The sequence below is a fragment of the Shinella sp. 1A1 genome, from assembly GCF_055379515.1.
The window spans coordinates 1,380,337-1,393,101 of the sequence record NZ_AP039671.1; the positions used below are offsets into that span (position 1 = coordinate 1,380,337).

A 12,765-nucleotide genomic window follows, 5' to 3' on the forward strand; every position below is an offset into this window, starting at 1 on the left:
GGGCCGAACAACGGGCGAATTACCGTGCGGCCCAAGTCGCCATCACGTCGCCCGGCATCGCCGCCGCGTCGTGCACGCCGCGCGCTATGGCGCGGGCCATGGTGGAGGCGGCCGCGGCGCAGAGGTCGATGAAATCCTCCGCCGCCGGTGCGCGGCCGCTCCTGCCGGTCGCGAGAGCGAAGACGAGATCGCCGTCGAGCGGTGTATGCGCCGGCCAGAGCGCGCGGGCAAAGCCGTCATGGGCGGCAATGGCGAGGCGCTTGGCCTCCGCCTTCGTCAGCACCGCATCCGTGGCGATGACGGCGATGGTGGTGTTCTCCACGCCCGCCGGCCGTGGCGACAGTTTCGTGCGCGGGATGCGCGCATCGGCGGGGAACGGGGCGGGGAGGCCGAGCCCGCCGAACTCGCCGTCCTCCTCGAAGGGCGCCGCCCAGAAATGCCGGGTGTCGCCGACGGTGGCCGAGCCGAGCGCATTGACCGCCACCAGCGCGCCGACCGTGACGCCGTTCTCCAGCATGCTGGAGGCCGAGCCGAGTCCACCCTTGAAGGTCGCGGTCAGGGCGCCGGTGCCGGCCCCGGCGCTGCCGGTCTCGAACGTTCCGGCGGCATTGGCGAGTGCCTGGTAGCCGAGTTCGCGATAGGGCGGGTAGCGGCCCCAGTCCTTGTCGCCGCCGTTCATGAGGTCGAAGAGGATGGCGGCGGGGACGATGGGCACGCGATGGGGACCGACGGCAAAGCCGCGTCCCGCCTCGCGCAGGCCTGCCTGCACGCCCGAGGCGGCATCGAGGCCGAAGGCCGAGCCGCCGGACAGCACCAGCGCATCGACCGTCTGGACCGTGTTGTGCGGCTCCAGGAGATCCGTCTCGCGCGTGCCCGGCGCGCCGCCGAGCACCTGCACAGCCGCCGTCGCGGGCTCTTCGCAGAGCACGACCGTGACGCCGGAGCGAAGGACATGGTCGGTGGCGTTGCCGACCGTGAGGCCCGCAACGTCGGTGATGAGGTTTCGCGGGCCGGGCGTCATCACTCGCTCTCCGCCGCCTTGTCCACCGGCACGAAGGCGCCGGCGCGCCAGACGAGCAGACGGTAGGGATTTTCCTTCAATTCGTGATCGGCACCGAAGGCGACCGTGCCGATGGCCGTCGCGAAGCTGCCCTTGGCAAGCTTCTGCGTGAGGTCGCCGCCCCCGGCGGCAGCTGTCGCCAGTACCGTGACGGCGGCGTGGGCGGGCAGCACATAGCCTTCCGCGACGATATCCTTTTCCGCCATCGCCGCGGCGACCGGCGCGCCCTCCGGCAGGGACCCGTAGTCGGGCAGGGCGATGGCCTCCACGCCATCCGTCATCGGCACGACGGGATCGGCGCCGACCAGCGCCTCGCCGCCGAGGAGCGCGAGCGGCTTCTTCTCGGCTTTCGCATCGCGTGCGATGACGGCGACGTCCGTGCGGTCGCCGCCGACGAAGACATGGGTGGCGCCGGTCTTGGCGAGGCGGCGGACGAGCGCGAGCTGTTGCTCCTGAGCCGGACGATAGGTATCGACGAAGGTCGCCTTCATGCCGACCTCCTCCAGCCGCAGCCGCACGGCCTCGACAAGCTCGCGGGCATGGATCGTGCCGTCGTCGATGAGGGCGAAGGATTCGGCCTTCCAGTCGCGGGTGATGATCTCCACCGCCTTGTCCGCTTCCGCCTTCGGGCCGGGGGCGAGGCGGAAGAGCGGCCATTTCTTCTTCAGCGCATCCTCCATGAGGATGCCGGAGCGCACGGAAAGCGTGACGGCCGGCACATTCGCCTCGGCGAGCGCGGGCAGCGAGGCGGCAAGCCCCTCCGAGCAGAGGAAGCCGACGGCGGCGGTCGCATCGGCCGCTAGGATTGCCTTGGCGATGCCGGCACCGTCCGTCTCGTCGCAGGCTTCCGCAATCTCGACGACCGTGTCGCCGTTCGCCTCGGCGGCAAAGCGCGCGCCGTCGCGGACCTGCTGGCCGAGAATGGCGAGCGGCCCGTCCTTCGGCGCGACGACGGCGAAGGTGAGGCCCGCGGCGGCTGCCGGCGCGGCGGCAAGCACGGACGCTGCGAAGAGGCTGGCAAGGGCGGCGGTCTTCATTCTCAATCCATGGATCGCGATCCCGCCCTTTGTAAGGATCGGGCCCCGGGCGTCAAAGGGAATTATCGTTCCGGGATCCGCTTTGTCTCTGGTGGGACAGGAATTTTCGGCCCCGGGGGTTACATTTTTCTTCACTTTCGCCATGTATCTCATGTGTCAAAGGAGAATGCCGTGTTGGACAGGTTGGTGGTGGATTCGTCACTCTACAGGGATGCCATGAGCCGCTATGCCGGCCATGTGCAGATCGTGACGACCGCGCATGAAGGCGAGAAACGCGGCGTGACCATCACCGCCGCTTGCTCGGTATCGGACAATCCGCCGATGCTGCTCGCCTGCGTCAACGCTTCCAACCCCAAGAACGCGATCTTCGAGAAGAGCGGCCGCTTCGCGCTGAACACGCTTTCCGCCGACCAGATCGAGCTTGCCAATGCCTTTTCCGGCCGCGATCCCTCGCTGACCTCCGAACAGCGCTTCGCCATGGGCAACTGGCAGGAACTGGTGACGGGCGCGCCGGTTCTGAAGGACGCGCTCGCCGCCTTCGATTGCCGGGTCGTCGAGTTCAAGGTGATGGCCACCCATATGGTGCTCATCGGAGAGGTGATGGGCGTCTCCTTCGGTGAGCACAAACCGGCGCTTCTCTATATGGACCGGGGCTACCGCGCGCTATAAGTTCATCCTCCGGAATGGAGGAACGACGTGCCCTATCGACGCGGACAGATCCCGCAATGCATCGACGAAACCGTGGAGATGCTGGCGGCGGGGAACTACCTTGCCGGCCGTTCGCTGGCGACCGTACTGTTCCTCTCGCTGCGCATGAAGCGGCCGCTCTTCCTCGAAGGCGAGGCCGGCGTCGGCAAGACGGAGATCGCCAAGGTTCTGGCCTCCGCCCTCGACCGGCCGCTGATCCGCCTGCAATGCTACGAGGGGCTCGACATCTCCTCGGCGGTCTATGAGTGGAACTATCCGGCGCAGATGCTGGAAATCCGCCTTGCCGAAGCCTCCGGCACCACCGACCGCGGCCGCATCGAGGCCGATATCTTCTCCGAGCGCTATCTGATCCGCCGCCCGGTGCTCCAGGCCCTGTCCTCGCCGGACGGCCGCGCGCCCGTCTTTCTCATCGACGAGCTCGACCGCACCGATGAGGCCTTCGAGGCCTTTTTGCTGGAAGTGCTGTCGGATTTCCAGGTGACGGTGCCGGAGCTCGGCACGATCCGCGCCGCCGAACCGCCCATCGTCATCATCACGACGAACCGCACGCGCGAGGTGCACGACGCGCTGAAGCGGCGCTGTCTCTATCACTGGGTCGATTATCCCGACGCCGCGCAGGAGCTGGAGATCATCCGCCGCAAGGTGCCGGGCTGCAATGCCACGCTCTCACAGCAGGTCGTCGCCTATGTCCAGAGGCTGCGCGGGCTCGACCTGTTCAAGAATCCCGGCGTTGCCGAGACCATCGACTGGGCGACGGCGCTCACCGAGCTCGACCGGATGGCGCTGGACCCGGAAACGGTTTCCGACACGCTGGGAACGCTGCTGAAATACCAGGACGATATCGCCCGCATCGAGGGCGCGGAGGGCCGCAAGCTGCTCGACGACGTGAAGGCCGGTCTGGCGGCGGCGGGTTGAGCGATGGCAAGGGCGGTGGGCAACGGAAATTCGGGCACTGCCGGTGAAGGGCGGCTCGCCGACAATATCGTGCATTTCGCCCGCGTGCTGCGCAAGGCCGGCCTTCGCCTCGGCCCGGCGGCGGTGACAGACGCCATCGAGGCGGTGGAGGCCATCGGCATCGGCGAGCGCGAGGAATTCTACACCGCGCTCCACGCGACGCTCGTCAAGCGCCACGAGGACGACGCGGTTTTCGACGAGGCATTCCGCCTGTTCTGGCGCTCGCGCGATCTCGTCGGCAAGATGATCGCGCTGATGTCGCCCGTCGTGACCCGGCACGAGGAGCGGGAAAAACGCAAGGCCGGGGAAACCCGCGTTTCGGACGCCTTGTTCGGCGGGCAGGAGGACCGGCGCAGGGAGCGCGACGAGCCGGATATCGAGCTCGACGCCCGCTTCACCGCCTCGGGCAGCGAACTTCTGCGCAGGACGGATTTCGCGCAGATGACGTCCGCCGAGCTTGCGGCGGCGAAACGGGCGATTTCCGATCTCGTCCTGCCGATGGACGAGGTGCGCACCCGCCGCTTCCGCCGCAGCACCCGTCCCGTCGCCATCGACGCCCGCGCCACCATGCGCCATGCCATGCGCACCGGCGGCGCTCTGATCCTGCCGCGCCACCGCGAGCCGAAGACGGTGCATCCGCCGCTCGTCGTGCTCGCCGACATTTCCGGCTCGATGAGTCAGTACACGCGCATCTTCCTGCATTTCCTGCATGCGCTCGGCGAGACCCGCCGGGTCCACGCCTTCCTGTTCGGCACGCGGCTCAGCAATGTCACGCGCCAGATGCGCCACCGCGATCCCGACCTTGCCGTGGAGGCGTGCAGCCAGTCGGTGAACGACTGGTCCGGCGGCACGCGCATCGGCGAGACACTGAAGGACTTCAACCGGCTCTGGTCGCGCCGCGTGCTGGGGCAGGGCGCCGTCGTGCTGCTCATCACCGACGGGCTGGAGCGCGAGGGCATCGAACTGCTCGAAAAGGAAATGGACCGCTTGCACCGTTCCTGTCGGCAGCTCATCTGGCTCAACCCGCTCCTGCGTTTCGAAGGGTTCGAGGCACGGGCGCGCGGGGTGCGGGCGATGCTGCCGCATGTGGACGAATTGCGCCCGGTGCACAATCTGGAGGCCATGGCGGATCTGGTGGCAGCGCTTTCGGGCATGGTGCGGCGCGGCGCCGGCGATCCGCGCCGTTTCCTGCCCGCGGCGTGAGAGAATGAGGGAGGAGGAAAGAATGGACGCGAAGGATGTGCTCGATCCGCTGACGATCGCGGAACGCTGGATGGATGACGGGCGCATGGTGGCGCTCGCGACCGTGGTCGAGACCTGGGGCTCGGCCCCGCGCCCCGTCGGCAGCCATCTCGTCATCGACGGTGAGGGCAATTTCCACGGCTCCGTCTCCGGCGGCTGCGTGGAGGGCGCGGTCATCGGCGAGGCGATGGAGGTGATAGGCGACGGCGAGCCGCGCATGCTGGAATTCGGCGTTGCCGACGAGACCGCGTGGCGCGTCGGCCTTTCCTGCGGCGGACGCATCCGCGTCTATGTGGAGCGGGTGGGCTGATGGATCCCTATCTCCTGCGCAAGCTGAACAAGGAACGCGCCGCGCGCCGCGCCGTCATCCACCTGACGGATCTCGGCGACGGGCGCGACCGGGTGATCCGCGAGGGCGATCCCGTCGCCGGGCCGCTCGGCGAGGCCGTTACTGCCGCCTTCCGCTCCGGCAGGTCAGGCGTAGCGGAGGCGGAGGAGCGGAAATTCTTCCTCAATGTCCACTTGCCGCCCGCCCGCATCGTCGTCATCGGTGCGGTCCATATCAGCCAGGCGCTGGCGCAAATGGCGAAGGTCACCGGCTTCGACGTCCTGATCATCGATCCGCGCACCGCTTTCGCCACGGAGGAACGCTTTGCCGGCATCGATCTCGTCGCGGACTGGCCGGAGGATGTGCTGAAGACCGGTCCGCTCGACGCCTATACGGCGCTCGTCGCCGTCACGCACGATCCGAAGATCGACGATTTTCCGCTGTCGCAGGCCCTTTCCACCGGCTGCTTCTATGTCGGCGCCCTCGGCAGCCGGAAGACCCACGCCAAGCGCGTCGAGCGGCTGAAAGCGCTGGGACACAGCGAGGCGGAAATCGCGACGATCTCGGCGCCCATCGGCCTCGATATCGGCGCAGCGAGCCCGGCGGAGATCGCCGTCGCAATCCTCGCCGACATCGTCGCACATCTGCGCCGCCGCCCGTTGCGCGAGGCCACGCCATGATCTTCGGAGAAGTGCCGGTCGGGGAAGCGGTCGGCGCGCGGCTGGCGCATGGCGTGCGCGCGGAGGGCCTGTCGCTGCACAAGGGGCGCATCCTGACGGAGGAGGACCGCGCGGCGCTGGCCGGGGCGGGGATTTCGACCGTCATCGCCGTGCGGCTTGAGCCGGGCGATATCGGCGAGGACGAGGCGGCGGCGCTGATCGCCGCAGCCATCCCGCCGGATCATCTTGCCTTCACGCCGCCGGCGACCGGCCGCATCAATCTCCATGCGCAGGCAAACGGCCTTTTCGTTGCCGACCGTGCGGCGGTCGACCGCTTCAACCGCATCGATCCGGCGATCACGCTCGCCACCCTGCCGGATCACGTCAGCGTCGCGGCCGGCGACATGGTGGCGACGGTCAAGATCATTCCGCTCGCGGTGCCCGGCGCGCTCGTCCACGCGGCCGCGGCCGTCCTTGCGTCGAGCCGGGCGCTGGAGGTGAAGCCCTTCGCGGCGCATCGGGTCGGCGTCGTCGCGACGGAGCTGCCGTCCCTCAAGCCCTCGGTGATGGACAAGACGCGCCGGCTTTTCGAGCAACGCCTCTCTCCCTCCGGCAGCCGGCTGACCGACGAGGTGCGCGTGCCGCACCGGGCCGATGCGGTGGCCGATGCCATTCGCCGCGCGGCGCCGGAAAACGATGTCGTCGTCGTTTTCGGCGCCTCGGCGGTGACTGATGCCAATGACGTGATCCCCGCCGCGATCCGCGCGGCCGGCGGCGTGGTCGAGCATGTCGGCATGCCTGTCGATCCCGGCAATCTCCTCGTTCTCGGGCGCATCGGGTCGGTGCCGGTGCTCGGCGCGCCGGGTTGCGCGCGCAGCCCGAAGGAGAACGGTTTCGACTGGGTGCTTGCCCGCATCTTCGCCGGCGAAAAGCCCGGCCCGCAGGAAATCACCGGCATGGGCGTCGGCGGGCTTCTGGCCGAGATTCCCAGCCGGCCCCAGCCGCGCGATATCCGCATGCCCGAGCGCCCGCTCTCCGTCGCCGCGCTCGTGCTGGCGGCGGGCCGCGCCAGCCGCATGCAGGGCAGCCACAAGCTGCTCGCCGCCTTCGAAGGCAAGGCGCTCGTCCGCCGCTCGGCGGAGGCGGCGCTTGCGGCAAGGCCATCGCGCGTGCTCGTGGTGACGGGGCACCGGGCGGAGGAGATCGAGGCGGAGCTTGCGGGCCTCAGGATCGATATCGTCCGCAATCCCGATCATGCGCAGGGCATGTCGACCTCGCTGCGCGCCGGCGTCTCCGCGCTCGGTCCGGGCTGCGACGGCGTCGTGGTGATGCTGGCCGACATGCCGCATGTCACGGGCTCGGATGTGCGCCGCCTGCTCGACGCTTTCGCGGCGGCCGGCGGCCATGCCATCGTGCGGGCGGTGTCGGGCGGCAAGCGCGGCAATCCCGTCGTGCTGCCGCGCGCCACCTTCGCCGCCATCCTGCAACTCGAAGGCGATGTCGGCGCCCGCCATATCGTCGAGAGCGCCGGGCTCGATGTGGTGGATGTTGAGATCGGCGCGGCGGCGCATGTCGACGTCGACACGCCGGAGGCGGTGGTCGCGGCGGGCGGTATTCTGAGGGATTAGCGATGGATCGGGATGAGATCGAGGAAATGTTCCAGGCGCTCGGGCCGGTGACGATCCGGCGCATGTTCGGCGGCAAGGGCATCTACCATGCGGGCCGTATCCTGGCGCTGGAGGTGGATGGCGAGATCCTCCTGAAGGCGGATGCGGAAAGCGGGCCGGATTTCGAAGCCGCCGGCAGCCGACAATGGTCCTACGAGGGCAGGAGCGGCAAGCCGGTGAAGATGCCTTACTGGTCGATCCCGGACGAGGCCCTCGACGATCCGGACGAGATGGCCGTCTGGGTGCGCCGGGCCTACGAGGCGGCGTTGCGGGCGAAATGACGCGCGCCGAGCGCCTTGACGGCATCGGCGGCGAAGCGCGAGAGCGGCGAGGGCAGGGCATCGAGCGGGAACCAGCCGAATTCCGGCAGCTTCTCCGGCTCCATGACGCGCGCCTCGCCCGCGAAATCCTCGGTCACATAGATGAGCGAAACCCAGTGCTGGCGCTCGTCCGCGATGATCTGCTCGGAAAGGCAGAGGAACTCGACGGCGCCGATGGAAAGGCCGGATTCCTCCTCGGCCTCGCGGCGGGCGCTGTCGACGGCGCGCTCCATGTGGTCGACCTTGCCCCCGACGATGTTCCACGAGCCGGCTTCCGGCGCACGCAGGCGGCGATAGAGCAAAAGCTTGCCCTCACGCAAAACAGCCAGGCCACAACCGAGGCCCGGCATGTCGATGCCTGGAATGGACATGGAGCGGATCAGGCCTTGCCGGCGATCAGCATGAAGGCCGGAACCTCGTCGCCGAAGCCGAGCGGCGTCGGGCCGTCATCCTCGTCGCGGCGATAGCGGTTGCGGCGATCGCGGCTGTCGTCGTTGGCCGGACGCGGCGCGGCGTGGTTTGCGGACCGCGGATTGCGGGCGGAATTCTGCGGCCGCCCTTCCGCCTTGCGTTCAGCTTTCACGGCTTCCACCTTCTCTTCGGTCTCGCTGGTCTCGATGCGGGTTTCCGCCGCACGGCTTTCGCCCTTGCGACCGCGGGAACGATCGCGGTCGCGGTCACGACCGCCGCGATCGCGGCCGCCGCGGGGGCGTTCGCGCTCTTCGCTCTCGGCCTGCTGCGGCAGGTCCTCGATGCCGCCGTTCAGCCATTCGACCTTCTGATCGATCAGCTTTTCGATGGCATCGACGAATTTTCCGTCGCGCTTGGATACCAGGGTGAAGGCGGCGCCCGAGCGGCCGGCACGGCCGGTGCGGCCGATGCGGTGGACATAGTCCTCGGCATGGATCGGTACGTCGAAGTTGAAGACGTGGCTCACGTCCGGAATGTCGAGGCCGCGGGCGGCGACGTCGGATGCCACGAGGAGCGTGAGCTTGTTTTCCTTGAAATTGGCCAGCATCGTCGTGCGGGCCCGCTGGTCCATGTCGCCATGCAGCGCGCCGACGGAGAAGCCGTGGCGGTCGAGCGAGCGGAAGAGATCGGCGACGTCGACCTTGCGGTTGCAGAAGATGATGGCGTTCTTCAGGTCGTCCTGCGCGCGGATGAGGTCGCGCAGCGTGGCGCGCTTCTCGTAATCCTTGCCGTGCGTGGCGACGAGGCGCTGCGTCACGGTCTTGGCGGTGGAGGAGGGCGGCGCCACCTCGATCCGCTCCGGGTTCTGCAGGAAGCGGTCGGCCAGCTTCTGGATTTCCGGCGGCATGGTGGCCGAGAAGAAGAGGGTCTGGCGGGTGAAGGGGATGAGCTTGGCGATGCGCTCGATATCCGGGATGAAGCCCATGTCGAGCATGCGGTCGGCTTCGTCGATGACGAGGATTTCCACGCCGGTCATCAGCAGCTTGCCGCGCTCGGTATGATCGAGCAGGCGGCCGGGGGTGCAGATCAGGACGTCCGCGCCGCGCTCCAGCTTGCGGTCCTGCTCATCGAAGGAGACGCCGCCGATGAGCAGCGCCACGTTGAGCTTGTGATTCTTGCCGTACTTTTCGAAGTTCTCAGCGACCTGCGCGGCAAGCTCGCGCGTCGGTTCGAGGATGAGCGTGCGCGGCATGCGGGCACGGGCGCGGCCCTTTTCGAGCAGCGTCAGCATCGGAAGGACGAAGGAGGCGGTCTTGCCGGTGCCCGTCTGGGCAATGCCGAGAATGTCGCGCCGCGCGAGCGCCGGCGGGATGGCGCCGGCCTGGATGGGAGTCGGGATCGTATATCCCGCATCCGTGACGGCGGACAGGACTTTCGGGCTCAGGCCAAGATCAGCAAAAGTGGTCAAAGGGAAAACAGTTTCCGTTCCGGTTCTTGCGAACGCTATGGGTTTCAGCGGCGCAATAGCCGCAAGGATGCAGCGCACATATGCCGAAAGTGCCGGAAAGTCAAGGAAATCAGCGAATTTGGTAAATCCGCGAGTGATTTGAAGCCGATGGCAGACAATTTTGTCATACCGAAGCGCCCGGGCTTGCGCTACGTCAATCCATGTAGGTCGTCAGCTTCATGCCTGCGGTGAGGAAGCGCATCGGGTCGACGGCCTTGCCGTTGCGCCGCACTTCATAGTGCACATGCGGGCCGGTGGAACGCCCCGTCGTGCCGGAAAGGCCGACCGGATCGGAGGCTTCCACGTGGTCGCCGATCTTGACGAGCACGCGGGAAAGGTGCGCGTAGCGGGTCGTCAGGCCATTGCCGTGGTCGATCTCCACCATGTTGCCGTAGCCGCCCGTGCGGCCGGCCACCGTGACCGTGCCGGCGCCTGTGCAATGGACCTCGGTGCCCGTCGCGGCGCGAAAGTCTATTCCGGCATGAAGGGCGAGGCGGCCGAGGAATGGATCGGTACGGTTGCCGAAGCGGCTGGTGATGTTGCTGCCGGGCGCGGGATTGCCGAAGGGTAGCTTGCGCGCGGTGCGGCGGGCGGCGTCGAGCCGGTCCAGCGCGGTGTCGAGATCGCTGATCGATTCCTCGAAGGCATCGCCCGGGCTCATCGGTTCGACGAAGGGACCGCCGATGGCCGTGTCGGCGGACGCGTCCGTCGGGATGCCTTCGGCAATGTCGAAGCCGGTGCGGCGCAGGATCTTCTGGATGGCGTCAGCCGTTTCCGAGGCGCCGGCCGTGAGCGACTGGATGCGACCGAGCTGTTCGTGCTCGAGATCCTTCAGCGACAGCGTGACCTTCGAGAACATGCGGTCGGCGTGGTCGGCGACCGATTCGCCCGTGGAAGCATAGGCGAGCTGCGTCGTCTTCTGTGGCGTAATGCCCATGATGGCCTCGATCGCGCCGGCCGCATCGGCGCGGCGTCCGTCCGTCATCGGCTTCTCGCCGGGCAGGGGCACCGTTTCGCCGCCATCGACGCCGCTGCTTTCGGCGCGGCTCAGCAGGGCGTCAAGCTTGCCGTGGCGCTCGGACAGCGCGAGCTGCTGCTGCATCAGTTTCTCGACCTTCTCCTCCACGACCTGCTGATCGAGGAGCTGGCGGCTGGTGACGCGGTCGACCTGGGCGCGGAGGGCGGAAATGCGGTCCTCGTAGTCGTGCTGCATGCGGGCCTGGCGCGCCATGGTGGCGCCGATCAGGTCGTCGCGCAGGACGAGATAGGAGGTGGCGGCGAGATAGCCGACGGTGAACATGCCGGCAAAGCAGAGCGTCACGGCGGCCATCCAGGGGCGGATGGTCATGTGGCGGATCTTGTCGCCGCTCGCCAGGATCACGACATGCTGCTGCGCGCGTTTTCCGAAGACACGGTTTTCAGGACGCTCCGCCACCTAAAACTCCCCGGCCGATTCTCATGGTTCTCGTGCGAGGAATTACACATTGTTAGGGTTAATAAAGCCTTTCCAGGACGGCTTTTCCGCCCGGAATATCAGCTTTGGCTGACGGAAACGAGCGCCCGGTAGAAGGACGGCGTCAATCCCGCCTCGGCGCGGGCTATATCGTTGAAGGGCGGCTTCAGGGGGCTGCGGAAATTCAGGCGGACAAGCTCCTTGAAGGCAGCGGCCGGGTCCTTCTTCTCGCGGGCGCAGAGGAAGCGGAACCATTTGGCCCCGACGGCCACATGGCCTTTCTCATCGTTGTAGATGATGTCGAGGATGTCGGCGCTGGCGTTGTCGCCCGTCTCGCGCATCTTCGCCTGCAGGGTCGGCGTCACGTCGAGGCCGCGCGCCTCCAGGATGAGCGGCACCACGGCAAGGCGAGCCGTCAGATCGTTGCGCGTGTCGTGCGCGGCCTGCCAGAGCCCGTCATGGGCGGGGAGATCGCCATAGTCCGCGCCGAGCTCGCGCAGGCGATCGCGCACGAGCCGGAAATGCTTGGCCTCCTCGAACGCAACTTGCATCCAGCCGTCGAAGAAGGAATGCGGAACCCGCTCCGTCGTGAAGCGGGCGACGATGTCGAGCGCGAGGTCCACGGCGTTGAGCTCGATATGGGCGAGGGCATGGAGAAGGGCGATGCGGCCTTTCAGCGTGTGCAGCGAGCGCTTCTCCATATGTTTGGGCGGAATGAGCTCCGGCTTTGCCGGGCGACCCGGCCGAAGCGGCAGCGCAGGATCGCGCGGCGAGCGCATCGAAAGCGTGCGGGCGAACCAGCGCCTGGCGGTCTCCTGTGCCAGCGCCGTCTTCAGGTCGAGGTCGGCCGCAAGGATTGCCGCCGTCGCCCCGCCACGCAGGCTCTCGATATACGGAAGGTCTGTCATTCCAGCGCCCTGTTTCCGGTTCTTAAAGTTTTCTGGCAGCGTCGAGCACCGCCTCGACATGACCCTTGACCTTCACCTTCGACCAGATATCCGCGATCCTGCCGTCGGCATCGACGAGCACCGTCGTGCGCTCGACGCCCATATAGGTGCGGCCATACATGCTCTTTTCCTTCCACACGCCGTAGGCCTCCAGCGTCTCATGGCTCTCGTCGGAGGCGAGCGGCACGGCGAGGGCGTGCTTCTGGACGAACCGGTCGTGCTTCTTCACCGGATCGGGCGAAAGGCCGATAAGCCCGACGCCCGCCGCATCGAAATCGGCTTTTGCGGCGGTGAAATCCTTCGCTTCCATCGTGCAGCCTTCCGTGTCGTCCTTCGGATAGAAGAACAGCACGACCGGGCGGCCGCGGAATTCGGAAAGCGAGATTGTACCGCCACCGTCGCGCGGAAGGGCGAAATCCGGCGCGTCGGCGCCTCGGACCAGTTCTGCCATGGGATTTCCTTTCTTTGGCCG

Annotated in this window: 14 protein-coding genes; 7 read left to right on the forward strand and 7 right to left on the reverse strand. The window is 67.5% G+C overall.

The window, feature by feature from the left end:
• Positions 1 to 19: 19 nt before the first annotated feature.
• Together ACZ48C_RS06995 and ACZ48C_RS07000 are read right to left on the reverse strand one after the other, a co-directional pair.
• Positions 20 to 1,024 carry a P1 family peptidase gene (locus ACZ48C_RS06995; RefSeq protein WP_464782570.1) on the reverse strand — a complete coding sequence of 335 codons (1,005 nt, stop codon included), beginning with the start codon at positions 1,022 to 1,024 and terminating at the stop codon, positions 20 to 22.
• A complete protein-coding gene (locus ACZ48C_RS07000) occupies positions 1,021 to 2,097 on the reverse strand; it encodes an ABC transporter substrate-binding protein (protein WP_464782571.1) in 1,077 nt (358 codons plus the stop codon). Before ACZ48C_RS07000 ends, ACZ48C_RS06995 begins: the two co-directional genes overlap by 4 nt.
• A 216-nt stretch (positions 2,098 to 2,313) precedes the next feature.
• Between ACZ48C_RS07000 and ACZ48C_RS07005 the strand changes: the two genes are divergently transcribed.
• The 7 genes from ACZ48C_RS07005 (at position 2,314) to ACZ48C_RS07035 (ending at position 7,936) form a co-directional block, all read left to right on the forward strand.
• Positions 2,314 to 2,766 (forward strand): flavin reductase family protein, encoded by a 453-nt coding sequence (locus ACZ48C_RS07005; protein ID WP_205536226.1) that lies wholly within the window; start codon positions 2,314 to 2,316, stop codon positions 2,764 to 2,766.
• A gap of 78 nt (positions 2,767 to 2,844) precedes the next feature.
• Positions 2,845 to 3,720, forward strand: coding sequence for an AAA family ATPase (locus tag ACZ48C_RS07010; protein ID WP_318912391.1), 876 nt, complete (start codon positions 2,845 to 2,847; stop codon positions 3,718 to 3,720).
• A gap of 3 nt (positions 3,721 to 3,723) precedes the next feature.
• The gene (locus tag ACZ48C_RS07015; protein ID WP_464782572.1) at positions 3,724 to 4,962 is read left to right on the forward strand and encodes a vWA domain-containing protein; all 1,239 of its coding nucleotides are present in this window, start codon (positions 3,724 to 3,726) and stop codon (positions 4,960 to 4,962) included.
• A gap of 22 nt (positions 4,963 to 4,984) precedes the next feature.
• The gene (locus ACZ48C_RS07020; RefSeq protein WP_119258314.1) at positions 4,985 to 5,311 is read left to right on the forward strand and encodes an XdhC family protein; all 327 of its coding nucleotides are present in this window, start codon (positions 4,985 to 4,987) and stop codon (positions 5,309 to 5,311) included.
• Positions 5,311 to 6,009: an XdhC family protein gene (locus ACZ48C_RS07025; RefSeq protein WP_464782573.1), complete on the forward strand. Its 699-nt coding sequence runs from the start codon at positions 5,311 to 5,313 to the stop codon at positions 6,007 to 6,009. Before ACZ48C_RS07020 ends, ACZ48C_RS07025 begins: the two co-directional genes overlap by 1 nt.
• Positions 6,006 to 7,616 carry an NTP transferase domain-containing protein gene (locus ACZ48C_RS07030; RefSeq protein ID WP_464782574.1) on the forward strand — a complete coding sequence of 537 codons (1,611 nt, stop codon included), beginning with the start codon at positions 6,006 to 6,008 and terminating at the stop codon, positions 7,614 to 7,616. The genes ACZ48C_RS07025 and ACZ48C_RS07030 overlap by 4 nt, the downstream gene beginning before the upstream one ends.
• Positions 7,617 to 7,618: 2 nt before the next feature.
• Positions 7,619 to 7,936: a TfoX/Sxy family protein gene (locus tag ACZ48C_RS07035; RefSeq protein WP_464782575.1), complete on the forward strand. Its 318-nt coding sequence runs from the start codon at positions 7,619 to 7,621 to the stop codon at positions 7,934 to 7,936.
• Here ACZ48C_RS07035 and ACZ48C_RS07040 read toward each other — a convergent pair.
• The 5 genes from ACZ48C_RS07040 to ACZ48C_RS07060 all read right to left on the reverse strand — a co-directional run bounded on the left by ACZ48C_RS07040 (position 7,909) and on the right by ACZ48C_RS07060 (position 12,744).
• Positions 7,909 to 8,346 carry an NUDIX domain-containing protein gene (locus ACZ48C_RS07040; protein ID WP_119258310.1) on the reverse strand — a complete coding sequence of 146 codons (438 nt, stop codon included), beginning with the start codon at positions 8,344 to 8,346 and terminating at the stop codon, positions 7,909 to 7,911. The genes ACZ48C_RS07035 and ACZ48C_RS07040 overlap by 28 nt on opposite strands.
• An 8-nt stretch (positions 8,347 to 8,354) precedes the next feature.
• A complete protein-coding gene (locus ACZ48C_RS07045; protein ID WP_119258309.1) occupies positions 8,355 to 9,854 on the reverse strand; it encodes a DEAD/DEAH box helicase in 1,500 nt (499 codons plus the stop codon).
• 193 nt (positions 9,855 to 10,047) lie between these two features.
• Complete coding sequence (locus ACZ48C_RS07050) at positions 10,048 to 11,328, reverse strand: M23 family metallopeptidase (RefSeq protein WP_464782576.1); 1,281 nt, start codon at positions 11,326 to 11,328, stop codon at positions 10,048 to 10,050.
• Between the two features lie 98 nt (positions 11,329 to 11,426).
• The gene (locus ACZ48C_RS07055; RefSeq protein WP_464782577.1) at positions 11,427 to 12,254 is read right to left on the reverse strand and encodes a ferritin-like domain-containing protein; all 828 of its coding nucleotides are present in this window, start codon (positions 12,252 to 12,254) and stop codon (positions 11,427 to 11,429) included.
• Positions 12,255 to 12,276: 22 nt separating this feature from the next.
• Positions 12,277 to 12,744 carry a peroxiredoxin gene (locus ACZ48C_RS07060; protein WP_464782578.1) on the reverse strand — a complete coding sequence of 156 codons (468 nt, stop codon included), beginning with the start codon at positions 12,742 to 12,744 and terminating at the stop codon, positions 12,277 to 12,279.
• Positions 12,745 to 12,765: the final 21 nt, after the last annotated feature.

Excerpts from the sequence above, each read along its gene's own strand:
- ACZ48C_RS07000 (WP_464782571.1), bottom strand. The coding sequence starts at position 2,097 with ATGAAGACCGCCGCCCTTGCCAGCCTCTTCGCAGCGTCCGTGCTTGCC.
- ACZ48C_RS07005 (WP_205536226.1), top strand. The coding sequence starts at position 2,314 with ATGAGCCGCTATGCCGGCCATGTGCAGATCGTGACGACCGCGCATGAA.
- ACZ48C_RS07010 (WP_318912391.1), top strand. The coding sequence starts at position 2,845 with ATGCTGGCGGCGGGGAACTACCTTGCCGGCCGTTCGCTGGCGACCGTA.
- ACZ48C_RS07015 (WP_464782572.1), top strand. The coding sequence starts at position 3,724 with ATGGCAAGGGCGGTGGGCAACGGAAATTCGGGCACTGCCGGTGAAGGG.
- ACZ48C_RS07020 (WP_119258314.1), top strand. The coding sequence starts at position 4,985 with ATGGACGCGAAGGATGTGCTCGATCCGCTGACGATCGCGGAACGCTGG.
- ACZ48C_RS07025 (WP_464782573.1), top strand. The coding sequence starts at position 5,311 with ATGGATCCCTATCTCCTGCGCAAGCTGAACAAGGAACGCGCCGCGCGC.
- ACZ48C_RS07030 (WP_464782574.1), top strand. The coding sequence starts at position 6,006 with ATGATCTTCGGAGAAGTGCCGGTCGGGGAAGCGGTCGGCGCGCGGCTG.
- ACZ48C_RS07035 (WP_464782575.1), top strand. The coding sequence starts at position 7,619 with ATGGATCGGGATGAGATCGAGGAAATGTTCCAGGCGCTCGGGCCGGTG.
- ACZ48C_RS07040 (WP_119258310.1), bottom strand. The coding sequence starts at position 8,346 with ATGTCCATTCCAGGCATCGACATGCCGGGCCTCGGTTGTGGCCTGGCT.
- ACZ48C_RS07055 (WP_464782577.1), bottom strand. The coding sequence starts at position 12,254 with ATGACAGACCTTCCGTATATCGAGAGCCTGCGTGGCGGGGCGACGGCG.
- ACZ48C_RS07060 (WP_464782578.1), bottom strand. The coding sequence starts at position 12,744 with ATGGCAGAACTGGTCCGAGGCGCCGACGCGCCGGATTTCGCCCTTCCG.